The organism is Candidatus Accumulibacter sp. ACC005, assembly GCF_907163215.1.
Lineage (GTDB): Bacteria > Pseudomonadota > Gammaproteobacteria > Burkholderiales > Rhodocyclaceae > Accumulibacter > Accumulibacter regalis.
Genome location: NZ_CAJQUB010000006.1, coordinates 293802 through 317472 on the forward strand (window position 1 = coordinate 293802; position 23671 = coordinate 317472).

Annotated in this window: 15 protein-coding genes and 1 pseudogene; 6 read left to right on the forward strand and 10 right to left on the reverse strand. The window is 61.5% G+C overall.

All coding sequences use genetic code 11. The annotated features are described in order from the left end of the window. Window positions 1-41: 41 nt before the first annotated feature. The 3 genes from QZ613_RS08480 to QZ613_RS08490 all read left to right on the forward strand — a co-directional run bounded on the left by QZ613_RS08480 (window position 42) and on the right by QZ613_RS08490 (window position 7279). Window positions 42-5540 carry a DUF4157 domain-containing protein gene (locus tag QZ613_RS08480; RefSeq protein ID WP_291922376.1) on the forward strand — a complete coding sequence of 1833 codons (5499 nt, stop codon included), beginning with the start codon at window positions 42-44 and terminating at the stop codon, window positions 5538-5540. 78 nt (window positions 5541-5618) lie between these two features. Then, window positions 5619-6518: a hypothetical protein gene (locus QZ613_RS08485; protein WP_291922374.1), complete on the forward strand. Its 900-nt coding sequence runs from the start codon at window positions 5619-5621 to the stop codon at window positions 6516-6518. 122 nt (window positions 6519-6640) lie between these two features. Beyond that, window positions 6641-7279: a class I SAM-dependent methyltransferase gene (locus tag QZ613_RS08490; RefSeq protein WP_043570931.1), complete on the forward strand. Its 639-nt coding sequence runs from the start codon at window positions 6641-6643 to the stop codon at window positions 7277-7279. A gap of 630 nt (window positions 7280-7909) precedes the next feature. On the opposite strand, the gene QZ613_RS08495 is transcribed toward QZ613_RS08490, so the two are convergent. From QZ613_RS08495 to QZ613_RS08515, 5 genes are all read right to left on the reverse strand, one after another. Continuing rightward, a complete protein-coding gene (locus tag QZ613_RS08495) occupies window positions 7910-8632 on the reverse strand; it encodes a hypothetical protein (RefSeq protein WP_291922372.1) in 723 nt (240 codons plus the stop codon). A gap of 86 nt (window positions 8633-8718) precedes the next feature. Further along, complete coding sequence (locus QZ613_RS08500; RefSeq protein WP_291922370.1) at window positions 8719-9345, reverse strand: hypothetical protein; 627 nt, start codon at window positions 9343-9345, stop codon at window positions 8719-8721. A 420-nt stretch (window positions 9346-9765) separates the two neighbouring features. Beyond that, on the reverse strand, window positions 9766-10455 hold the full coding sequence (locus QZ613_RS08505) for a hypothetical protein (RefSeq protein WP_291922369.1): 690 nt from the start codon (window positions 10453-10455) through the stop codon (window positions 9766-9768). 92 nt (window positions 10456-10547) lie between these two features. Beyond that, window positions 10548-11066 (reverse strand): hypothetical protein, encoded by a 519-nt coding sequence (locus QZ613_RS08510; RefSeq protein WP_291982023.1) that lies wholly within the window; start codon window positions 11064-11066, stop codon window positions 10548-10550. 277 nt (window positions 11067-11343) lie between these two features. After that, the gene (locus QZ613_RS08515) at window positions 11344-11868 is read right to left on the reverse strand and encodes a hypothetical protein (protein WP_291922365.1); all 525 of its coding nucleotides are present in this window, start codon (window positions 11866-11868) and stop codon (window positions 11344-11346) included. Between the two features lie 172 nt (window positions 11869-12040). Here QZ613_RS08515 and QZ613_RS08520 point away from each other — a divergent pair. Beyond that, window positions 12041-13521, forward strand: a pseudogene (locus QZ613_RS08520) (IS3 family transposase). 20 nt (window positions 13522-13541) lie between these two features. On the opposite strand, the gene QZ613_RS21105 reads toward QZ613_RS08520, so the two are convergent. From QZ613_RS21105 to QZ613_RS08535, 4 genes are all read right to left on the reverse strand, one after another. Further along, window positions 13542-14117, reverse strand: a complete 576-nt coding sequence (locus QZ613_RS21105; RefSeq protein ID WP_366144437.1) for an HNH endonuclease — start codon at window positions 14115-14117, stop codon at window positions 13542-13544. A 309-nt stretch (window positions 14118-14426) separates the two neighbouring features. Then, complete coding sequence (locus tag QZ613_RS08525) at window positions 14427-15434, reverse strand: catalase family peroxidase (RefSeq protein WP_043567262.1); 1008 nt, start codon at window positions 15432-15434, stop codon at window positions 14427-14429. Between the two features lie 1273 nt (window positions 15435-16707). After that, the gene (locus QZ613_RS08530; RefSeq protein ID WP_291982026.1) at window positions 16708-17961 is read right to left on the reverse strand and encodes an ISL3 family transposase; all 1254 of its coding nucleotides are present in this window, start codon (window positions 17959-17961) and stop codon (window positions 16708-16710) included. Beyond that, a complete protein-coding gene (locus tag QZ613_RS08535) occupies window positions 17954-18643 on the reverse strand; it encodes a class I SAM-dependent methyltransferase (RefSeq protein WP_291982029.1) in 690 nt (229 codons plus the stop codon). The genes QZ613_RS08530 and QZ613_RS08535 overlap by 8 nt, the downstream gene beginning before the upstream one ends. 478 nt (window positions 18644-19121) lie before the next feature. Here QZ613_RS08535 and QZ613_RS08540 point away from each other — a divergent pair, with 478 nt between their 5' ends. Both QZ613_RS08540 and QZ613_RS08545 read left to right on the forward strand, forming a co-directional pair. Next, window positions 19122-21074 carry a malonate decarboxylase subunit alpha gene (locus QZ613_RS08540; RefSeq protein WP_043567257.1) on the forward strand — a complete coding sequence of 651 codons (1953 nt, stop codon included), beginning with the start codon at window positions 19122-19124 and terminating at the stop codon, window positions 21072-21074. Between the two features lie 109 nt (window positions 21075-21183). Continuing rightward, window positions 21184-21669 (forward strand): DUF2501 domain-containing protein, encoded by a 486-nt coding sequence (locus QZ613_RS08545; protein ID WP_043567255.1) that lies wholly within the window; start codon window positions 21184-21186, stop codon window positions 21667-21669. Between the two features lie 42 nt (window positions 21670-21711). Here the strand turns inward: QZ613_RS08545 and QZ613_RS08550 are convergent, their stop codons facing one another. After that, window positions 21712-23613, reverse strand: a complete 1902-nt coding sequence (locus QZ613_RS08550) for a diguanylate cyclase (RefSeq protein ID WP_291903879.1) — start codon at window positions 23611-23613, stop codon at window positions 21712-21714. Between the last annotated feature and the right edge of the window lie 58 nt (window positions 23614-23671).

Here is a 23671-nt window from a genome sequence, read left to right on the forward strand (position 1 = left end):
CGGTTCATGGCGGCGAGGCACCGACAGTGACGGGAGACGAAATGAGCAAGCTTGCTCTCTCTCGCAGGCGCGTCTCCGACGGAGTTGCCAGGTCGGCGCACGCCGCGCGCCCGGCGACGACGGCGACGACGCCGGGCATGCCGCGCTACCTGGAAGGTCCCCCTGACGCAGTGGCCCAACCGACCGACGCAAGCGCAGTGGCGAGCGCTGCGATCGCCGATCGCGTGATGTCGAATGCATCGTGCCCCGCGTGCGCGGCAGGTGTGCCATGCGCGGCTTGCGGCAAGGGGATCGAGCGCTCCGAAGGAAAGCCCGCGCCGCCGAGTGGCGGCCGTCGCCCTGAGAGCGGCGCTCCCGCGCCGGGCCTGGGGGCAGGCGCGCCTGCCTCGGCTTTTCCGCACGCCGGCGAATCCGCGCCGCCCCGCTCCCAAGGCAACGAGACGCGCGCGGCGGCGTTCGCGCTGCACGGCGTGCGGGCAAAGCTCAGCGTCAGTCGCCCGCACGATCCGGACGAGGAGGAAGCCGACCGCTGGGCGGACCGGGTCATGGGTATGCCGACCGCCGGGCCGCCCGCGACGTCTCCATTCGTACACACGACCGCCGCGCGGGCGTCGGCGAAGGCGCAGCGCGACACGCGAAGCCCTTCCCTATCGCGAAAGCCGACAGCGTCGGGCCCGGCACCCGCTGCCTCCTTCGCCGTCCCGAGCCGGAACGGCGGCCGGGCGTTGAACGCGAGCGCGCGTGACTTCTTCGAGCCACGCTTCGGTCGTGATCTCGGTGACGTCCGCATCCACGACGACGCGGCGGCCGCCGATTCGGCGCGCCGGATCGGCGCGCGTGCCTATGCCTACGGTGATCAGGTCGTCTTCGGCGCCGGCGAGTTCGCGCCCGACAGCGACGCCGGGCGCCACCTGCTCGCCCACGAGCTGACCCACGTCCTCCAGGCAAGCGGGGGTGAACAGCGTATCCGCCGCGCGCCCGAGGATGCCACGCGACTGAACCAGCTTCCCTTGTCGGCACACCGATCCCGGCCGCATTTCACCATCGCCTTCTACTCGGTGTACGCGGAGGCGACGGGAGATCTGCCGGATTTCAAGGCACGCATCAAGTCGGCCTGCGCCGAGAGCAGCGAGGGGCTGAATCTGGACGCGGGGAATCAGGGCTCGGTCAACGCGGCGGCGGACGAGATGGCAGAGTTGACCGACGGCCTTACCGTCGGTGGAGCCTACCAGTCCCTTGATCTCGCCGGGGCGGTGAAGAAGGTCTACGAACTGATGCCCTCGCTACCGGGCGACATCCAGGTCACCAGCTTCGGCTTCGAGTACATCTACGGGCGGCTGGTCTCGCATTCGGCGGATTTCGTGGCCCTGAGCCTGCAGGAGCACGCGCACGGCGCCGACATCGACGCCGACCCCGATCTCAGCGCGATGGCCGGCAGCAGCGACACAGCCTTCGTGCAACTCTCGCAGGACCTCGCGCGCATCGTCGCCGCGCTCAGCGACGGCAAGAGCCTGCTGATGCTGGAGCTCGAGGGTTTGGTCGCCACGCTCGTCGATCTCCGCAACCAGTTCGATCCGCGCGCAGCGCGAGACGAGCAAGCGGAGAACTACCGGATGCGCAGCGAGCTGGCGCGTCGGGCGCTGCTGGTCAACGACAAGCTGATGAAGATGACCGACGATCCGACGGCGCCCACAGCGCTGGACACCAGCGTGGAAAAGACGCTCTCGGAAATCCGCAAGACGGCGAGGAGCGAGGAAGACACGCGCACCGCGCTCGGTGACACGAAATCGCTGCTCGCGGCACAGCCGCTCAACATGGCCGCGCGGGTGGACGATCCCTTCTTCGCGGAAAGCGGGCTGAACGACGAGGCCGAAGCGGCGGAGATCAAGCCGCAAGTGGCGTTTCCGAAGACGACGGAGGGCTTCGCGGCCGCGGCGCAGCACGACCTCGCGGATCGGATCAACCGGCAAAGCGAGGGCCTGCAGGGGCAGCTGGCCAAGATCGTCCCGCCGCACGAGGAAGCGAAATACAACCTGCCCGAGTTTGCGAAAGTACACCAGCACTGGTTCAGCCTCTTCGGCATCGAGGCGGAGAAGACCGTGATCCAGCAGGCCGGCGCGCTGGACCTGTGGCACGGCATCCACCAGGCGACCGCCATCGGCACGCTCTCGGTAAGCGGCGACACGATGACGGCGTGGCTGCGCTACGAAACCATGAAGCAGACCATGGGCCTGCTCGGACTCTTCGTCGGCACCGGGGTCGAGCGCGAGTTTGGCAGCGTGATCGCGCAGCAGGCCATGCGCCGCAAACAGGTGCTTTCCGGAACCGGCGCCAGCGATGCGCAATACGAGTTCGCGGAGCTCTACGGCAGCGCGTCCTCCCTGACCGCGGCTGGCGAGGAGGCCTCCCGCAGCAAGGTCGCCGCAGAAGGCGCCGAGACCAGTTCGGCCCGGTTCTCGCGCGCCGCCAGCGTGCCGCCGTTCCTGCAGACGGAGGCTGCCCACCAGCAGGGGCTTACCCCGGCAGCGCTGCCGGTGCTGGGACTGCGCAAGGTCGAGGCCAAGGAAGGCTGGAGCTATCTGGTCGAAGTTCCCGATTACTTGTCGGGAAAAACCATCGCCTACGAGCAGAAGACGGCGACGCCCGAGGTGGCGGAATTCCTATTGGCGCAGCGCCAGCACGCCGCGACGCTCAAGACCACGCATTCGGCATTGGTGGCGGTGCCCTCCCCCGGCAAATTCAGCAATGCCAGGACACTGCGGCACGTGGGGCCGACACCCGCGCTGGAGGGCGCCCAGACCTCGCAGACTTCCAGCCTCGAGCGCGCCGACCGGGGCGCGCGCAAGGCCATCGGCATGCCCGGACGTGGCAGCAGCACGACGTCCCCGACGGGTACCGAACTGCTGCAAGGCGCGATGCTCGACTATCTCAACTTCTTCTTCAAGGAGGGCGATTCGGCGCTGCGCGTCGCGGCGATCATCCATGTGATGAATGTCGAGCACGGCATCGGCAAGGTGTTCGCCAAGATGCTCGAGCCAGCGGAAATCGCCAAGGTGCTGACAAAGGCTTTCGGCCTCGGCTTCGGGCTCGGCGTGCTGGGCAGCCTGGGGCCGATCGGCAGAATATTGTCCTTGGGGATCGGCAAGGCGATGAAAGTCGCCGGCGGAAGCGACATCACGGCCGCGCTCACCGTGGCGGCGTTCCTCAAGGAAGCGGCCGAAACCGGAGACTTCTTCACGGCGCGGATGATGGGCTATCTCGGCGTTCCCATCGTCGAGGACATCAAGCAGCTCTTCGAGTCGGTGATTTCCGCGCCGGCGGCGATGGCCGGCGCGAAGGCAGCGGATGCCAGCGTCAAGGCGGTGCTGGACAAGATCAACCAGAAGCCGCCGGCAAACATCGCCGAGGCGGCGGATCTCGCGCGCGAGCTGGCGAACGCCTCGCCGGAAGCGCGCGCGGACATGCTGGCCGCCATGGACAGCCATATCGCCGACATGGAAGCGCAGGGATTCGGCAAGACGCGGTCCAGCCAGGACTACGACTTCATGATCGCGTTCCGCAACGCCTTCCACCAGCAGAGCACGCGCAACCAGATGCTCGATCCGTTCACGACCAGGCTCGAAACCAAGGTGCCCGACGAGGCGAAGACGCCGTTCGGCGGCGAGCCGTTCCGCCTGAAGACTCCGGGTGAGCGCGCCAAGCTGCTGGCGGCGATGGGCGACCTCGCCGGCAAGGTGATGCTGTTCCAGGACCCGACGCTGCGTGGCGACGACGCGGCGACAGTGCAGGTCCATTACGACAACGGCAAGGTGCGGATCCATCACGGCAGCGAGGCGAGCGCACGCGACATCGAGCTGCACATGCCGACGGTGCGCACGCTGCGCAAGTACGAGGGCTTCAGCGGGTCGGTACGCAGCCTGCTCGCGCGCGCGATTTCCCTGCTCGGCTTTACGCAGACGCCGCAGTACGGCAGCAAGGGCTTCGAGGCCGAGCTGGAAATCAAGAAGCTGACCGAAATCCGCGACGATCTCTTCGCCCGGCAGGAAGCGATCGATCTCAACGCGCGGCGCCTGGTCGACAAGGAAATCGACAACGCGATCATCGACCGGCACATCGCCGACATCGACAAGCAGATCCTGCAGCACATGCGCGATCTCGACTCGCTGGAGGCCGGCCAGGGTTTCATCGCCGCCCGGAAGAAATCGGCTGGACTCGTGCGGGCAGAGACGCTCGGGCTGGACCAGGCGACTCCGACGGGGCACTACTGGCGAGAGCGCGAGGGGCAGCTCGAATTGGTGTGGCAAAACGAGAAGGCAGCGGGGTACTTCCTCAATCAGGATACCCTGCGAGCGGAGATCGCCAAGGGCAAGGCGGGCGATCCGAAGCTCGCCATTCGCCCGATCGCCGAGAACGCGTCCGCAGGTGCCCTGAAAGCGACTTCGATCGGTTTGGGAGATGCGCCGAAAGGACATCATTGGCGCGAGGACACGACCGGCGGGCTCAAGCTCGTACGCACGGACGAGAAGGCGCCGCACTTCTGGTTCGACCACGACGCCTACAGCAAGGCTGCCGACAAATCGAAACCCGCGAAATTCATCCGCCCGATCGCGGAGAAAGCTGACAGCGATTCGGCGTCATTCGACGCCAAGACCTGGGACGAAGCCTACGGCGAGCTCGGTGGCGGCGAGGCGAAGTCATCGTTCGGCAAGTTCACCAAAGCGATCGGCGAGCTCGGCGTCGACAAGGTCGCGATCATCGACAAGATGAAGCAGACGGAAGGCGGCGATTCGCGAGGCGATTCCCCGAACGGACTCACGATCAGAACGATTCGGCACACGACCAAGCAGCACTTCATCAATGAAGTCATCCTGCCCCACCTGACCGATCCCAAGTCCCTGGCGGATTCGCCGCGCTACCAGGCGTTGATCGATCAGGGCATTGATCCGCGCGAGGCCCAGATCGCCGCCAGCCACGAGCGTCTGCTCAGCATCACGCGCCAGCTCGACAGCGCCGACATCGGAAGCCTGGGCGAAAAGTGGCACACCCACTGGTTCGCACAAGCCGGCGACAAGACGCAGTTCAGCGTCAGCCAGAAGGATATCTCCGACCGCTACAAGGGCGCCGACCTCGGTCAGGATCGCAATCTCGACCTGCTCAAGCTCGTGGGCGACGAACAGGCCGATCTGGTGGAAATCAAGAACGTGTCCTCGCCGGTCGGCGAGCGCGAAAGGGGCGAACTCGACGCGCACCTCGCGCTGCAGGGCAAGGATGTCATGCTGCCGGGCGCGGCAGGGGCCAAGGCGACGCCGCGAACGATTCGCAAGGTCGTGTGGGTGATCCTTAATCCCGACTTCCTGACCTCGAATGCGAACGTCGTGTTCGTGACGGATCGGCTGAAGGAGAACGCGTCCCTGGAGTTCCGCATCTACGACGAGAACGGGAAGATGGTCCCGGTCACGGGCGCGAACTATAGGACGGTGCTGGCCGGGCTGACCGCCGCAGCGAAGAAGTCGAAGGCTGCGCGCGAGGCGGTGCCTTGAGCCGCCGCGAGCGAAGACCATGGTGCGCTTGGCAACAGCGCTTAAGATTGCTGCAGAATGGAGACGAGGGCGACAAACGTGATTGAACTGAGCTTGTCCGGAAAAGACATCAATGCGCTGGCAAGAAAAATCAGCGAGCAGTCGTACTTCCACGAGTCGCTGCCGGAAACGCTGGAAACCGATTACGCCGCGCAAGCGATCGCGCCCGGGTGGCCCGATCGGATCGGTGACGCCTCCAAGTGCTTCGAGGCGGTGTGGGACGAACAGCGGCGCCTCGCCGTCTACCCCGGCCTGACGGTGGAGGTCACGCTGCCGCTGCCGCCGGACCCCGAAACGATCATCGCTTGGCTGGGGGAGCTCGATTTCGAGCTCGCATCCTTCTCCACGCTGTATCGCGAGTGGCAAGCCATCGATCCCGATTACATCCCGCCGGGCTTCACCAACCGTCATCGCCTGCACGGCGCCTTTGCAGCGATCAAGGGCGCAGGCCACCGGCGGCTGGTATCGGATCGGTGGCTCGACTACTGCCCGATCAAGCTGACGCGCCGGGGCGATCTTTCCTTTGTCCAGTTTCACGACCTGAAGGCCGATGCCGCCACCAGCCTGCAGCAAGCCAAGCCCGGTCACATCGCGCTCAGCAGCGAACCACAGGGCGGCTTCATCAAGGATGGCTATCTGCTGCGGCATGACTTCAACGGGGTTCTCGAAGAACGCAGGGGCGTGCTGAAAGTCACCGTGCTCGGGCGTGCCGTCTCGCCGCGGGAAATGCTCGACGCCTGCGTGGTGCGCGGCGAGGTCAAGGGCAAAAGGGTCAACAATGTGGGCTTCGTCTTCCTTGACGAGACCGAGATCGGAGATCATCTTCACCAGTTGTGGTTGCGCGGGCTCGAATGCTGGACGATCCGCGACGGACGCGAGCTTCGCCTGGACGACGCCTATGCCCCGCCGCCGCCCACGCCGCCTGCCTGGGCGCGATAGGCGCAGGAACGAAAGGCGAGCGATGAACGGATCGAGCGTTCACTCACGCCCCGGCACGGCGGCGATGCCGCGCCCTTGCGGCCGCTCGCGATTGCACTTCGATGAGCAGGGAGGGATCGATCATGATGCAGCGTTCCTGGTTCTGGGATCGGCTGGCCAAGCGCTACGCGAGGATGCCGATTATCGATCAGGCGTCCTATGAAACCAAGATGGAGAAGACCCGGGCCCTGCTAAGGCCGGATAGCCGCATACTGGAGTTCGGTTGCGGCACGGGTTCGACGGCCATCTTGCATGCTCCGCATGTGGCGCATATCCTTGCCATCGACTATTCCGCCCGCATGCTCGACATCGCCCGCGAGAAGGCTCGGGCGGCCGGAGCGAGCAACGTGAGCTTTGCACAGGGCACCCTTGCCGAGCTTGAAAGCCCTGCGGGCAGCTGGGACGTGATCCTGGCGATGAACATCGTCCACCTCTTGCCCGATCGGGCGCAGACCCTGACCCGGGTGAAGGAATTGCTCAAGCCGGGCGGCCTGTTCATCTCCAGTACCATCTGCATCGGGGATGGCTCTTGGCAGATGCGTGCTGTGGCGGCGCTGTTTCGCGCATTGCCGTTGCTGCCCAGCGTTTTTTCGCTCACGCTGAGCCAGTTGACGGCGGAGCTGAAACACGCCGAACTCGAGATCGAGCATTGCTGGTCGCCAGGCGAAAACAAGGCCGTCTTCATCGTGGCGAGAAAGCGAGTCTCCGAGACATCGCCCTGAAGGTGGCACCGCCCCAAGGTTGGGGGCGCCGATATCGCGTTGAGGAGACGGGCAGGTCGATTCCATCGGTGTGGCGGGCGCGCGGGAAACCGCTCTCGAAAACCCCTGCCGCATTTTCGCCAGCGCCTCAGTGCTCCGGTTAGGCCGGTGTGCCCGAAGGTGTAGGCGCCACTTCCAAAATTCGTCAATCTCTGGCCGATCGTCGGCAGTTCGGCCGGATCTGCCAAGCCAGAAATCCAGAGAGCCGTTCCGATAGCAGTTTTGTGAGAAAGCGCGTAAAGGGTTGGATTGATTTGTACTCTAACGAGTAAGGTTTATCGGTCGCCCCGCGGGGGAGCGCTGGGCTCAATCGCTGGCCGCTCGCGGCAGATAAACCTTGTTGGGCTGAACCGCCGCGATGGCCGTCGCTATGGGGATTGTAAGGCTGCGGCCAAGCGGGGCAGACCACGGCTACCCTACGAGTAGTTGCCATCGCCATGGCCGCTTCGGCCGCTCGGCAATTGGTGCTATCGACCCAGAGCCGACCTTCGTCTTGCCCGGGAGCAGTCGTTCAACGCAGAGCTTCCCGGCGCTGCAAGGCCTTGTCGCGCAGCGTCAGGCGACCAAAATGGAGCGAGCCTGAGCGCCGCGTTAGGGGCCTTCTGGCGCGGACAGATTGAATGCATGTTCTATGAGGCAACCACTGTCGATGCCAAATTGAATGACGGCTGGGAATGAGACATTGTTCCGCAGATGTTCTGCAATCTGAACCCTGTGATTTTTGTGGTAGGTCATTGCGAAGTCGTCAAAATTTACGATGATAAATACTAACCCATTCTCCCCCTTGGCTTGAATTTGTTGTTGGCCATTCTTAACGGCGTGATCAAGCTTCTTGAAAAAAGTGGGATGCAAACTTAAGTACCTGGACGAATCTCGGAATTTCACATCGTGCCGGGCACGAAGTTCCACATCCGATGGTGCGATTGTCTTTACGTCGCAGTAGAGTTGCTTGCCGAAATGACGGAACTCAATGTCGGGACACTTTTGGCCTTTCTTTGGACTTGTTGGCTCTGGCATTATAGAAACCGCCGTGAAGCCACGACTGACAAGCCATTTGTAGGCAAATGCATCGTTGAGCTGATCAAAGAATGGTCCTTTGCCCTGGCGGGCGCGGGTTTCGTGCGCATGCCGGAGCGCTTTATCGGAAAGGCTTTTCCAAGAGAGAGCGTCAAGTTCCGCAAATGCACGTTCGTAGGCGTTGTAATAGTTTCGCTTAAGTGGGGAGATGGCGAGACTAGCTTCAAACTGGTCGAAGAAACTGTCACTCGGATGTCTCTCCCGGAACAAGCGAACGAGCTGACTAACGCGATCCATTTGAAGGCGACTAACGCTCGTCTTCAGCCGCGGGCTTGATAGCGGGACGCGGTGGTAAGGGCGTCGGCTGGAAGGTATGGTTCGATTTACTCCGCGACAATGCGCACACCCTTAATGGTCCGCAAACCGAGTGCCGCCAACAAGCGCACAAAAACTTGAGAATAAACAGCGTTGGCGACCGCGAGTGCCTGCTCTCCGTCCGGCGCTGTGGCCTGTTCGCCGCGATGTACAATGGCGTTTCTCAGCTTTTGCAGTGCCGCAATTTCCTCAAGCAAAGGTTTTGGCGCCCCTTCGCGACGCACCGAGGTTAGCTCAATGTCTGCCAAGTGCTTAAATAGCCCTGAAAGTAGCTTTTTATATCGCTCCATGCCGCCATTCTGATCTGTAACTATATCGACGATTAGAGTGGCCAACGATTCCACGTGTATCAGGCCGAAAACGACCGGACGTAGAAGGGCTGCCTTGAGAAACTGCTCAACTGACGTGGCTGCGAATACGACGCAAGCAGACGCGTGACCGTGCTCAAGCAGTGCGCTAGCCTCCTTGAAAGATAAAGCGCCTTTCACCGCGACATCTGGGTTTTGCAGGTAATATGACTGAAGACGCTCTGAGGTGAATTCCTCTATGGCTTGTGCGCGGTGCTCCGGATACAACTCCCGGTACATGGCCTCGTACCCCTCGTCCAACATTGCGTCATGGAGTGTGTAGCTCATCGTGAAAAGTAGATCCAACTTTGTTTTATGGCGACGGGTTTGCTCCGCAACATCGGAGCCTGCTCCGGAAATCAACGTCGCTCGGAACGCTGGAAGTGTTACCGCAGCAGGATCTGTGCCCTCTGTGTGTTGATTCTGTTGAGGACAAGAAATCCTGAAAAGCGGCTCTTCGCAGGCTAGGTCGGTAGCATACACCCAGGCTACTTCAATGGCCGCTTTCGGCAAACTTCTCCACCGTCTCTTAATCGCCGACTCCGGCCTGTCATCGTCGAATCGAGGCTAGTGGCCGCTCTCAGGAATTCCCATCGGCGGCAGCCGACCCATAGCCGACCACCGGCGCGAAGGAAAGCAGACGTTCAACGTTTGACATGAGGGGCACTTAGAGGCCGTAGGCCGGAAAGCGTCCCCTCGATGGAAGGATTAGGCGTCACGGAAGTAAGCAACGAGCCCCTCTTCGAATGCGGAGAAGAAGAGAGGCATGGTGAGCCTCGTGTGCACCGGCTTCTTCTGGCCGAAATGATACGTTGAACCAGATAGCTTCAGAACCAGTTCGGCTTCGTGAACGAACTTGCTCCGAGTGGTGTACAGGAACTCGGCAAGCTTCTTGATGTTCGCCACGGGCTGGCGCTCGATCTCGACTGCGCTGCACAGTTCGGCTTGTCTACCGGCAGACAAGCGGCTGAAGAAGCTCACGCACCTGCGAATTGAGCCGTACGTTGACTTGTACTGGTCGTGGAGCGCATTCAGAGCGGCAGGGTCAGGAATCGGGAAGGCGTTCCTAGGCTTCGCCTGTAGCCAGGAGTGAAAGTCTTGGTACGATTCGTCCGACAGCGACTCGATGATCGCGAAGATGCCAACGGCCTTATAGGAGTTGCTGAAGTAGTCAATGATCGGATTGCAGTCCGGAGCAGTGACAACCCAGTCACCTTGCTTGACCATGTAGTAGTAGAACGACGCAGCACGGAGAAATTGATTCTTTCGCTCCGGTGTCTCGATCCCTTCGTAGAACGCCTGCAAGTCTTCCGGCGAAAGAAACTGATTGGCCAACGCGATCTTGGCCACTGGAAGGTACGAAGTCTCGTTACGAACGTAGCGATAGTCAGCGATCATTGTGTGTGACACCTAACGTGCTAATTCAGCGTCCGCCAAAATGCGCAGTTTTTTGTCCGGACCGCCCCCGGTGGAACGTAAGGGTTTGGATTTCATTTCGCACTCTTGATGTAGGCGTTTAGTTGCATGACAGCCTCTCTCGCATTTGCGATGAGCAGCTTGTATTTCGCACTCGCCTGTTGGAGGAGAGATAGCTCCTCCCTCGAGTTGGGCGTTGGCATTGCGGCAAGTTGTGACAATAAGGAGGCACGTGATGAGAAGGTCTGGTTCAGGGTCAGGAAGGCGGGCTCCAAGACAAAGGAGCCGTTCTCGGCCTGTACATCGGCCACTAACTCCCGAACAGAAACAAGCGTGGCTTCAATATTGCGGATCACTTTTTCCCAGTCATCTTTAGTGGGATGACGTTCAGCAAGATATTGATCGAGGCTTTCCACAACTTGGATATTCTGAGTGACGATCAGATTGGTGGTTCTACGGCTCAGGTCTAACAAGCGATCACGTTCTCTTGTTGCTGCGACATAATTGTACGAGTCTTTTCCTGCGACCACCAAATCCTTGAAGCCAGCAGTTAGCTTTGATATTGCCTCTCCTGCAGCGCCAATCGCATTCACGAGATCCGTAAGGATTGCAATCCTCGCAGCCGCGCCCGCCTGCGCACGGGAAATGAGAGGCGATAGCAGAAGCGAGAGCAAGAAAAAACGTCTATGCACGAAATACCCCCTTGAATGACGCCAAACTTGTAAGTTAACGTCCTGACGATAACCATCGTGGGAAGCTATGTTGGCAATAGGGGGCTGACCCCTATTACCCCTATTACCTCAACGTAGAGGTGAGAGGCGAGGAGCGAGCGGAAACGCCGCTTGCGGCGCGTCCTTCTCGACCGTGATGTTAGACGGCATTCTTGCTGCCGAACAGGATTCTGAGTATCCGCTTATGCGCAGGCCCTGGTAATTGCGGATGGAGTTGAGACCAACGCCTTTGGTCAAATTTCCCAATCGCGTTGACGACTTGGCCTGAATTATTGACAGGCTGTTCATCTCCAAGAACTTTCCCCATACGATTGGCTACGAGGCGAAAACTGTCGAGAATTTGCTCTTGATCGAGTGCGCCATCGTTGTCGACCCTCATGCGCACATAGTCGATTCGAAGGATTTGCTTGGGCTTTCTGTTTTCTAGAGTGTAGATGACAGTCGCAACGTTAATTGCGCATCCAGCAAACCGTTGCAACGACGGTTTCTGTCTCAGATAGAAGTCGTTAAATGATCGCTGTGAGATTTGAATGATCGAGTTGTCTTCATCCACAACGAAAAAGCGGTAGCCCATATTCATGGCGAGGTTCCGGTGCTGTCTACTGTTCAAGCTCAGGGGCTCGGCGTTATTACGCAGCGTCCCTTGGAGCACAGTTTTAGCCATGTTTACGCTCCTTCTTCGTGAGCATTGTCTGAAGCTCTTCGATGCTGTAAGGCTCTCCCCCTGTGCCAATATGACCTGAGACACCTACCCCTGACAAATTAGAGTAGAAAGGTAGGTTCCCATCATGGCAAACGACACGAAGGATCTGATGAACGGACAAGCCGCACTGGCGATGGATGATGCGTTGGAAGGAGCCCGTAGGGCGACTGGAAACGCGTCATCCATCGCGCCGCCGGACCCCGAGGTGGTGGCGACGGCGCGCCGCCGCCAGTTCTCCAGTGCCGACAGGCTGCGCATCCTGACCCTCGCTGACCACTGCACCAAGACGGGTGAAATTGGCGCTCTGTTACGGCGGGAGGGCATCTATTCCTCCCTGCTCGCCACCTGGCGCAAAAGGCGCGCGAGCATCGAACGGGCCGCACTCGAACCGCAAAAGCGTGGGCGCAAGGCCGACCCGGCGCTGGCCGAAGCGCGGCGGCTGGAGCAGCTCACGCGGGAAAACGACCGCCTGCGTCGCCAACTCGCCCAGGCCCACACCATCATCGATGTCCAAAAAAAAGTTTGTATGCTGCTGGGGCAGCTGACGGACGACACGCCGGACGGGAGATCCTGATGCACGCCGTCAATGTCCTGGCGCCAGAGGTTGGGCTGGCACCCGCTTGCGCGGCCTTGCGGATCCCTCGCAGTACGGTCTATCGCGACGACGCGCGCCGGCGGCGCTTGAACGTTTCGCCGCTGACGTCATCGCTGCGACCGGCGCCACCGCTGGCCTTCAGCCCTGCTGAGCGGCAGGCGCTGCGCGACGTGCTGTGCAGCGAGCGCTTTGCCGACTGCGCGCCGCCGAGCATCTACGCCACCCTGCTCGACGAAGGCCGCTACCTGGGCTCGGTGCGCACCATGTACCGCCTGCTGGCCGCCGATGGTCAAGCACGCGAAAGGCGTAATCAGCTTACTCATCCTGCCTACTTCAAACCCGAACTGCTGGCCACCGGACCGAATCAGGTCTGGAGTTGGGACATCACGAAGCTCAAGGGGCCGCTCAAGTGGACTTGCTTCCAGCTGTACGTGATCCTCGACATCTTCAGCCGCTATGTCGTCGGCTGGTTGATCGCGCCGCGTGAGAGCGCCGAACTGGCCAGGCAGTTGATTGCCAAGACCGTCGCCAAACAGGGCGTTGAGCCACGAACGCTCACGGTCCATGCCGACCGCGGGACCAGCATGCGATCCAAGCTTGTGGCAGAACTCCTGGTGGACCTCGATGTGGCCAAGTCCCACAGCCGCCCCTACGTCTCCGACGACAACCCCTTCTCGGAGGCGCAGTTCAAGACCTTGAAGTACCGCCCTGACTTCCCCGAGCGCTTCGGCAGCATCGAAGAAGCCCGCGCTCACTGCCAGCGCTTCTTCCAGTGGTACAACGAACAGCATCGCCATTCCGGCATCGGCTTCATGACTCCGACCGCGGTCCACCATGGCCAGGCTGCACAGCTGTTCGAGCAACGGGCCGACACCCTGAACACTGCCTTCGCTGCTCACCCGAGGCGATTCAAGGGCCACTGCCCGCAACCTCCAACGCTGCCCAGCGCCGCCTGGATCAACCCACCCAAGCAGGAGAACTCGCCGACGAAAACAGACGATCATTGCTCACTAAATTAAGGTGCATCGGTGTCTCAAAGTCATTGACACGTTCCGTCTTGGCGTAGATGAGCGATCGTATGGCAATTGGGGCATAGGGGCCGAAGATCACGAATTGGGTCTAGCTCATACTCGCTTTTCACAGATGCTATTGGCGTGACATGGTGGACGTGGATGCAGTTAGCAGCGACAGTGCCATAAACATCGGACAACTTGATGCCGCAGGCGTGACACACACAACCGTAATGTGCAATGCACTTACTCCTAGCTGTTCGGTCTCGCTCGTACCTGTTGACCGTAACCGTTACGGCTGCGCCTTCAATGTGAGCCACATGTGGAAGCTTTTTCAATAGCTCCTCCGGCAGGCTAACGCGCCACGCGGAAAGCAATTGATACGTCGGAAGCGATGCTATTCGGTGAGGAACATTGGTGCGCTTGGCCACCTTAATTCCGAAGGATTGAAGATCGTTCTCGGAAGTAACGATGACGAATCCATTTTCGTCAAACAACACACAGGGGAAATCGGTGATCGCCCCGTAGAAATTGCCCCACGAACTGTAGAGAGCTTGCTTGCACTCAATTCCAAGTTCTTGCGCGAGATCAGCACCTTTGCTCATATGAAATGGCTAATGAATAGCATTTATCTTCCGCCCAGAAAGCGCCCGGCTCAACCGCTGGCCAAGACCTCCGAAGCTAAAGCGATAGCATACACCCGGACCGCTTCGATGACCGCTTTGGGCAGACTTCCTCACTGTCCGCTCTTGGCCGACAGCGGCTGTTCCGTCGTGATAACGCACAGCGGACATTGACAAACAGCCGCGCTTCTCGAACGGCGATCCGGATTGACCAAGCGACAAGAGATCGCCAATCCAGCGGCACACGATAGCGTGTCCCCCGCTCTGCCCCCTTGCGCGCGTACCGTGTTGCTATTTGCCGTTTAGCCGTTTGCTGAACGAAACCGCATAAGCGGGCGAGCGGAACAGGAGGACAGGATCAGTGGACGGCTCAATGCCGTCAGTCATCACCAGAGGATCGAAGTTGATGTTTTCACATTCCGCGCCTTTTTGCGGTGTTGCCGAAGAAATTGTCAAGGTCCCTATGCTGACCGCCTTCCGGTCGTCGGGCCACGGCAGGGTGGGGTTGTCTTCGTTATCTCCGGGGACCCCTATCGTAAGTACCATCTGCCAGCGCACCGGCCCACCTCTGGTGCGGTCGATCAGCTTCTCCTCTAGAAAGTCTTTCGGCGCGGACTTGAGCTCATCATCGGACAGTTGTTTCTCGCCATCTTCTGGAACGAAGCGCCAACGGACCAGCGTGGTCTTGTTGTCACGATTCACGAATTTGAAGGCGTGAATGCCGAAGTAACTGCTATTCACCCAGCTCGGTGGGGGGTTGTGTTTGGCCAGGAATTCGGCCTGCGGCAGGCTATCCGGATGGGAGGCCTTGAACGCCTTGATCTTCTCCGGATCAGGCTTGCCGGTCGCGGGGTCGGGCGTCTTGGCAACAATGTCATCGAGGAAGGTCTGCGGCGACGCCGCGCCAAACACCGGTGTGTTCAGCATGGTCATGTGCTGAAGACTGCCGTCGGGAAGCCTGAACTCCAAGGCCATCCCGCGCGGAATCCTGGCTGTATCTGGAACCTTGGGATTGCCGCCAGGCATGGAAAAGCGCGCGACTACCGGTACCGGCTTGCCGGAAAAAAGCGCCGAGCGCGAATACACGCGGGCATCCTGTGATCCGACAAACTCGCCGACTGCGCAGGTCCCCTTGGTGTGATTGCGGCGCTCTCCCTGGTGCACTCCAAAAGTCTTCTCCAAGGCGGAGACCACTTGATCTGCTGTCACGTCGTTATCACTCGCCAGGCAAGCGGGTGCGGCGAGAGTCAGCAGTCCGCTCAGCAGCCAGGTTGGGAAATAGTCGCTCTCTGTGCTCATATATCCTCCGTTTGACATTCTGATGTTTGGCAATGCACACGCTTTGTTATCTCAACACCGGGTTCTTGCACGTTTATTCACTCGCCCATTCCCCAACTCGTTGCGCTTCGGAGCGATGCGGCTTGCCCTCCAGCGAGTCTTTTGCGACAGCGACGGCCGCTGCACAGCCCCGGCTACTCGCGGTAACGCGCACTCGGCCAAGCTGGAGGGTAAGCATACACCGGGCGCAGCGGTTTTGCCGGCGTCGTGGGCGCGCTAAAGGGCGGGCGGAGTGCGGCGAAGCGAACCCTTCACGGCGTCAAAAGCGATAGTAAGCTGACGGGCTCGCCACTGGCCTCGACACCGTTGCACAGCAAGCGAGCACAACCCGAAGATGGAGGCGTGAACGGCGCGTGACGAGAACCTCCGCAGAGCTTGCGCGTTCCTGCCGCCCAGCCTACGATCGCCATATCCCTGCCTCACCCGTGGAGACACACTTGCCCGCTGCACAGGCGCGAATCGTCGCATTGAGCTTGGCCGTGAGCGTCGTCGTCGGTGCCTGGCTGCTTTTCGAGTATGGCGAAACGACAAACCAGCGTCAGGCGGCGAGCCCGTACCAAGGGCCGCACACGAGTGCGCCACCGCCGGCCGTCGCCCCGCGATCATCCGGCAGCCCACCACCCGAGGTGACTTCTCCTGCAGACGTTGTTGCACGACCTCCTGCTTCGTTGATCTACCAATGCAAGGGGCCCAACGGTACCGCATTCCGAGACCATCCCTGCGCGAACAATGAAACCGAAGTGCATGTCTCGCCTGCAGGTCCGATATCGAAACCAGGCTACAGTCTTGCGCAGAGCAAAGCGATCGCCGACGAAATGGAAGCCTCAAGGCTGCGCGGGGAGGCGCAACGAAGATGGCGTCTGAGTCAGCTTGAGAAGCCAGCGCAGAAGTCCACGAGAAGCGAGTGCGCAGCGATTGACCAGGCCATCGCTCGTGTCGATTCCCAACTCCGGGAGCTGCACTCCGCTTCGCAGGGTGATCTTTGGACCGCCGAACGCAGGGATCTCATGAATCGGCGCTATTCTCTCCGCTGTTGAGTGGTGAGAGGAGCGCTGCCAGGCAACCATCATCAGGCGCTGCGATCGTGCCGAATGTTTGCACTTCAAACGGTTTGCCGCCTTGGGACACGAGATTCCGTGATTCCAACTGAATGTAACCGCGAGTCTCAACAGAATCTTGAAGCCGAGTCGGCGACACCAAGTGCATCACTTCGCCTACAGGAGAAACCTTGGGTTTAGGTCGTTTCCTGTGGAACGGGCAAGAACGGGGCGAAGGGCGAGGCGGGCAAATGAGTGAGCTTTCCAGCAATAAGATAGGCCATGGCGATGAAGTTCTCGACGCGGCGATAGCCGCGTGCGCGAGCTCTGGCCTCCTGAAGCGCTCGATTCATCGCTTCGACACGGCCATTGTGCTTGCCGGGGTGAAAACCGTTGAGGACGCCAGGAAGATGCTTGCTGATGGTCCGGCCGAGGCGCTTGAAGGGTTCGAGTCGGCAGCGGCTGGCCCAACTGAGCCAGCGCTTGAGCAGGGGGTTGGCCTCGTCAGGTGTCGTGGCGGTGGCGTAGATGGAGCGCAGCGCCTGCTTGATCCGCCAGGCCCGTGCGGTCTTGAGGTTCGAGCGCTGCAACCAGTACATGGTGTCGGTTTGCTTGACGGTCCAGTCGGCGGGTTTCTTGTGCAGGCCCCAGCGGGTGCCTTTGAGTTCGGGCGCGGTCTTGACCTCGGCGCGGCGCACCTCGTCCAGCGCCGTGCTGCTCAGAGCAGCGACGTGAAAGCGATCAAAGCAGACCTCGGCTGCTGGAAAGTGCTCGGCGGCGCCGGCCTGAAACGAGCCGCTCATGTCCATGCTGACATGGGTGATCGCGCTGGGCTGGCCACCATGCTCGGTAAGGTCGCTGGCGAACTTCCCGAGCGTGGCCTTGTCTCGGCCCGGCGTGGCAAACAGCAGACGCTGCGCGTCGAGGTCATAAAAAACAGAGATATACGTCTGGCCGCGTTTACTGGCGGTCTCATCGACGCCGATCGCGCGAACCCTGCCATGACTTTCCTGGGCGCGCGCCCGGCCCACATGATGATTGATCACGCGCCACAGTCTGCGACTGCGCACGCGCAGCAGTCGGCCGGCGGCCAAGACCGACATGGTCGGTGCCAACATCAGCGTCAAGGCCTCGAACAGCAGCGTGAAGCGGCTCCCTTCACGCGCCCAGGGCACAGGAATCTGCGTGACCTTGCCGCAACCGGCACAGGCCACTCGCGGCACCTCGGCATGCAGGTGGGCTTCGTACTGAAAGAAATCCATATGGCGCCAGGAACGCGCCAAGCGGTCATGCAGCGGCTGCGCCGCCGCACCGCAAGCCGGGCAAGCATGAATGGCTGCGCCAAATCTCACCTGAAAGTCGATCCGTCCGGACTCTGGCTTGAAGATGACCTCAGCTACCTGCCAAGGAGCAACGAGACCCAGAGCCTGGGTGAACAGCGTTTCAATCATGAGGAACCGGTCGTGAGAGGAAAGGCCGCCATTGTCCTCCATGCCGAGGGCGGCAGACTGCCTTCCTCGGCCCGGAGCAAGCGTAAGCGAGCGGGCAGCGATGTAAAGGGTTCGGCTGCGCCCGGACTACGTCCGCCCTTGACATCACCGCCCCCTCAAACTGCCAAAACCAGCGCCCGTTCCACAGGAAACGACATAGAGCCGAAACCTTCTTGAACGGCGAAGGCGATACTTGCTGATGGCCGACGCTGGGCAGCTGCAATACCGTGACCATATGTCCACGCGGCGTAAGCATCGAGAGCATTTTCGCGACGACTGGATCGACATCGACGTACTCCAGAACAAGGCCAAGGAATATCAAGTCGACAGGTGAAAATAAAATCTCAGGACTTTGAATGTCACCCGCAATCAACTCCAGATGCTCGATCCGGTCTCTAAATCGAGCCTCAGTCTCGGCGACAAAAAGCGGGTTTAGATCGACCCCAACGACTCGTGAGACAGCGGGCGGAATTCTGTCAAATCCGTTTCCGCCAGCGCAACCAATAACAGCGACGGAGCACGGAGAAAACTTCGCAAGAGCATCCGCGAAGATGTCGGATAGCAATTGAGCTTGCTCGATTCCGGGCAACGCCATGTGTCCCTCGTAGTCAGCAAGTGGAACATCCAGCCAAGGATTTTTCATGACGCCCACCTTTGAATGAAACGACTTGGGTGACCATTGATGTGTGCCATGGCCATCAACGCTGCTCGAATATTCACCATTGTCATATGCTGACGGTTCAATTTTTGATCGCGACAGGAATCATTGCGCCCGCACGGAAAGTATCAATGACTTTGAGACACGGATGCACATTAATTTAGCGTGTATGGATCAGATATTTTTGTCGACTTGTTCTCCTGCTTGGATGGGTTGATCCAGGCGGCGCCAGCCTGCCTTCGCGCTGCCGCGATCGAAGTCCCGCATGAGTGGCCCCAAACGCCGCTGGAGCGACGATCGGGTAGCGTTCAGCCCTGAGACGCCCCACCCGCCCGCACGTCATTGCGAGCAGGACGCGTGCCGGGTAAAGCCACGATCTGCGCTATGATCGAGCAAGCGGCCGGCTCATCAGCCGGTCACGCCTTCGGCTGGACCTGAAGGACATCAGCGAGAGGAAATCAGCATGCGCAGCAAGATCGTCACTGCCGACGAAGCCATCGCCCTGATCCGCGACGGCGATACCCTGGCCAGCACCGGCTTCGTCCAGACCGGCTTCGCCGAAGCCTTGCTGTCGGCGCTGGAGCGCCGCTTCGTCGCCACCGGCTCGCCCAGGAACCTGACCCTGTTCGCCGCTGCCGGCCAGGGCGACGGCAAGACCCTGGGCCTCAACCACCTCGGCCATGCTGGCTTGCTGCGCCGGGTGGTCGCGGGTCACTGGGGGCGCATGCCGAAAGTGGCGCAGCTGGCGCTCGACAACCGCATCCAGGCCTACAACCTGCCGCAGGGCATCATCTGTCAGTTGTTCCGCGATCTCGCCGCCGGCAAGCCGGGGTCGTTTTCCAAGGTCGGCCTGCATACCTTCGTCGACCCCCGCTACGGTGGCAGCCGCATCAATGCCGCGACGACCAAGGACATCGTCAGCCTGGTCACCGTCGATGATGAGGAGTGGCTGTTCTACAAGGTCGGCGAGGTCAATGTCGCTTTCATACGCGGCACCACGTCCGACACCTTCGGCAACATCACCATGGAACGTGAAGCGCTGACGCTGAACAACCTGGCCATGGCCATGGCGGCCAAGAACAGCAACGGCATCGTCATTGCCCAGGTCGAACGCATCGCCGAACGCAGCGGGCTGCCGCCGCGCCAGGTCAAGATTCCGGGGATTCTGGTGGACTGCGTGGTCGTCGCCGAACCGGCCCAGCACATGCAGACGCTGGCCACGCAATACAACGCCGCCTATGCCGGCGAGTTTCGCGTCCCCGCGGCCAGCGTGGTGTCGACGCCGCTCTCCGAGCGCAAGATCATTGCCCGTCGGACGGCCTTCGAACTGCCGCCCAACGGGATCATCAATCTCGGCGTCGGCATGCCCGAAGGGGTCGCGGCGGTGGCCAACGAGGAGCGCATCTCGCACTTGCTGACGCTGACCGTGGAATCCGGCCTGATCGGCGGCATTCCCTCGAGCGGCGGCAACTTCGGCACCGGGGTCAACATGGACGCGGTGATCGACGAGAACCAGCAGTTCGACTTCTACGACGGCGGCGGTCTCGACATGGCGTGTCTCGGCATGGCCGAGTGCGACGCCGCCGGCAACGTCAACGTCAGCCGCTTCGGCGGCCGCCTGACCGGCGCCGGCGGCTTCATCAACATCAGCCAGAACGCGCGTCTGGTGGTCTTCGTCGGCACCTTCACCGGCAAGGGTCTCGAAATCGAGGTCACGGACGGCAAGTTGCGCATCGTCCAGGAGGGCGGGCAGCGGAAGTTCGTCAAGCAGGTCGAGCAGATCACCTTCAATGGCCAGTACGCCTACGATCGCGGCAAGCCGGTTTTCTACATCACCGAACGCTGTGTCTTCCGTCGGGTACGCGGCGGCCTGGCGCTGATCGAGGTGGCGCCGGGCATCGACGTCGATCGCGACATTCTTCCGAACATGGATTTCGAGCCGATCATCGGCGAATACGCGGTGATGGACGCGCGCATCTTCAATGCCAATCCGATGGGTCTGGAAGCCGAGCTGCTCAACCTGTCGCTGCCCGAACGGGTCATCTACGACCCCGAGCGCAACATCCTGTTCCTCAATTTCGAGGGCATGCACGTGCGCGTCGAGGAGGACGTGAAGGCGATCTGGGACATCTGCGAGCTGCGCTGCCGGGCAGCCGGCAAGCCGGTCGGCGTGATCATCAACTACGACCGTTTTCGCATCAACCAGGACATGTACGACGCCTACGCCGAAATGGATCGCTACTTCCTGGCCAATTATTTCAGTCAGATCACCCGCTACGCGACCAGCGCATTTCTGCGCGCCAAGCTCGGCGAGGCGTTCTCGGCACGCAGCATCGCGCCGCACGTCTTCGAGCGCCGGGAGGAAGCGCAAGCTTTCCTGGCCGGCCGCAACGGCGACGCCGGCCAGCCGGGCTGAACGCGAGCAGCGACGCGGCAGGCAAGCGCGAACGATTGGCAGAACGGCAGCAATGCACTACCGTAGAGCCATACACGCTTCCACAACCCGCGAATTGAGAGGCCCACCCATGAACGCACGCAACCGCCGCAGCACAGCCATCGCGGTCCTGATCGCCGCTTTCCTGCCTTTCCATGCCGCGCAGGCACAGCTTGGCGACCTGCTCAAACAGGGCGGCAGCAGCGCATCCGGGGCAACCGGCGGAGTCGGAGGACTCGGCGGAGTCAGCGGAGTCAGCGGCCTCGGTGATCTGGGCGGCGCGCTGTCGGGGCAGTCAGTCACCTCGGGCAGCGCCAGCAACGTCGCCGGTCTGCTCGAGTTCTGCATCAAGAACAATTATCTCGGCGGCGACAAGGCCGCTGCGGTCAAGGATTCCCTGACCAGCAAACTGCCGGGCGGCTCGTCCTCATCCGACGGTGGCTACAAGAGCGGCAAGAATGGCATTCTCAGCAGTGGCGACGGCAGCACCCTGGACCTGAGCGGCGGCGGCATGAAGAAGCAGGTCACCAAGCAGATCTGCGATAAGGTTCTCGATCAGGGCAAGTCGCTGTTGTAAGCGGGCGGCGGCCAAAACGCAACGCGCAGAACCGCCTCTCGCTCAGCGACAGAGGGACTTGCCGTTGGCAAAGAGGGCGACACGGTCCCGGCCCGCGCTCTTGGCCGCGTAAAGCGCCTTGTCCGCAGCGTTGAGCATGTCATCTTCCTTTTGCATGCCGTCTTCGATGCTCGCCACTCCGATGCTCACCGAGGTGTGGATGTCCACGTCGGCGACGCTGATGCGCAGAGCCTTGATCGTCCTGCGCAGACGCTCGGCAGCGAGCAGGGCCGTGCGCGCGTCGGCGTCGTGACAGACGAGCAGGAACTCCTCGCCGCCGATCCGGCTGACGCTATCGTCCTTGCGGGCGGCGCTCTGGATGGCCTTGGCCACGCACTGCAATACGCGATCGCCGACCGCGTGACCGTAGCGGTCGTTGATCGACTTGAAATGGTCGACGTCGATCATCAGCGCCGCCACCGCGCGACCGGTACGCCGGGAGGCGCTCCAGAAGCGGGCGAGCGCCTCCATGCCCGCGCGCCGGTTGGGTAACTCGGTGAGCATATCGGTCATTGCGGTATGTTCGAGGCGGCGGTTGCTGATCGCCAATTCGGCGGCAAACTGCTTGAGTTGCGCTCTGTCGTTCTCCCAGGCCTCGAGCAATTTCACGTAGTGCAGTGCCGCCCGCATGCGCGCACTCAAGGCGCGCACATGCACCGGCTTGGTCAGGTAATCGTCGACCCCGGCCTCGAAGGCCTCGATGATCTTCGCGTCGTCTTCCTCGCCGGTGAGCATGACCACATACATCGACTGGCCCCAGCCGGTCGCACGCAGTGCGCGGCAGAACTCGAGCCCATCCATCACCGGCATGCGCCAGTCGGTGATGACGATCTGCGGCATCACCTCCAGCGCCAGGGCCAGCGCTTCCTTGCCGTTCTCTGCGGTGTGGACCGTACAACCGGGCATGTGCGACAGCAGACCCTGGGTGACCAGGCGTCCGGTCGGGTCATCATCAACCAGCAGAACGACCTTGCGCGTGCGCGCCTCGTCGGCCTCTTCCTCGGGGCGCGGAACCGGCGCGGTGCTCATGGCGCTGAACGACGGCAGTTGACCGGCGGGCACCTTGAGAAGCTCGGCCCAGGAGTGCCATTGGCCGACGACCCGGTCGAAGACCTCTCCCAGGTCAGTCGCATCGAGCCCGATCTTGCCACCGAGCAGCATCAGTTCGGAGATGCTGGTCTGCCGCTCGGCCGCCGGCGAGCGGCCGAGATCGGCCATGCGCCGGGCCTGGAAGAGCAGATGGACCAGTTGGTAAGGCCGCGAACCTTCGGAAAAACCCGAATCGAGTGGAAACTCGTGATAGCAAACGGGTTCGGCCAGAGTCTTTGGGATGCCGCAATCGGCCATGATACCGGCCGTGAATTCAGTGTGATCGACGCCCAGACGCTGGCGCTCCAGTTCGAGAAGCGCCTGCCCTGCCCTCTGCTCGGCGAGCACGGCACCATAATCGGCGGGGTAGACGGTGGCCAGAGCCAGACAACCGATCTGCGCCATGAGACCGCAGGCAAACAGTTCCTCGGGTGGCGCCGCGCGCAACAGCCTGCCCAGTTCCTGGCTGGCCACGGCCATGAACAGGGAATGCGACCAGAAGCCCGGATAGTCGAAGGCCGGGCAGGCGCCATGCAGATACTGATCGACCAGGGAAAAGCCCATCGCCAGCTGGCGCACGGTGGCCATTCCCAGCTGCATCACCGCCTCCCTGATCGACGCCACCGGCCGGCCGCCGCTGGCCGCGGCATTGGCCAGGCGCAGCAGGCGACTCGACAGGGCTGGATCGCTCTGGACGACCTTGGCCACCTCTTCCAGAGTGGCATCGTCGCGCCGACTGATCTCCATGACCGCCAGGGCCACGCCCTTCGGGCTGGGAAGTTGACCACTGATGCGCAACTGATCGATCTTGCTCATGCTTGCCTGTACTTTCCTGCTGACGCTTACGGCGCTTGCCGCCGTCGCGGATGATGAA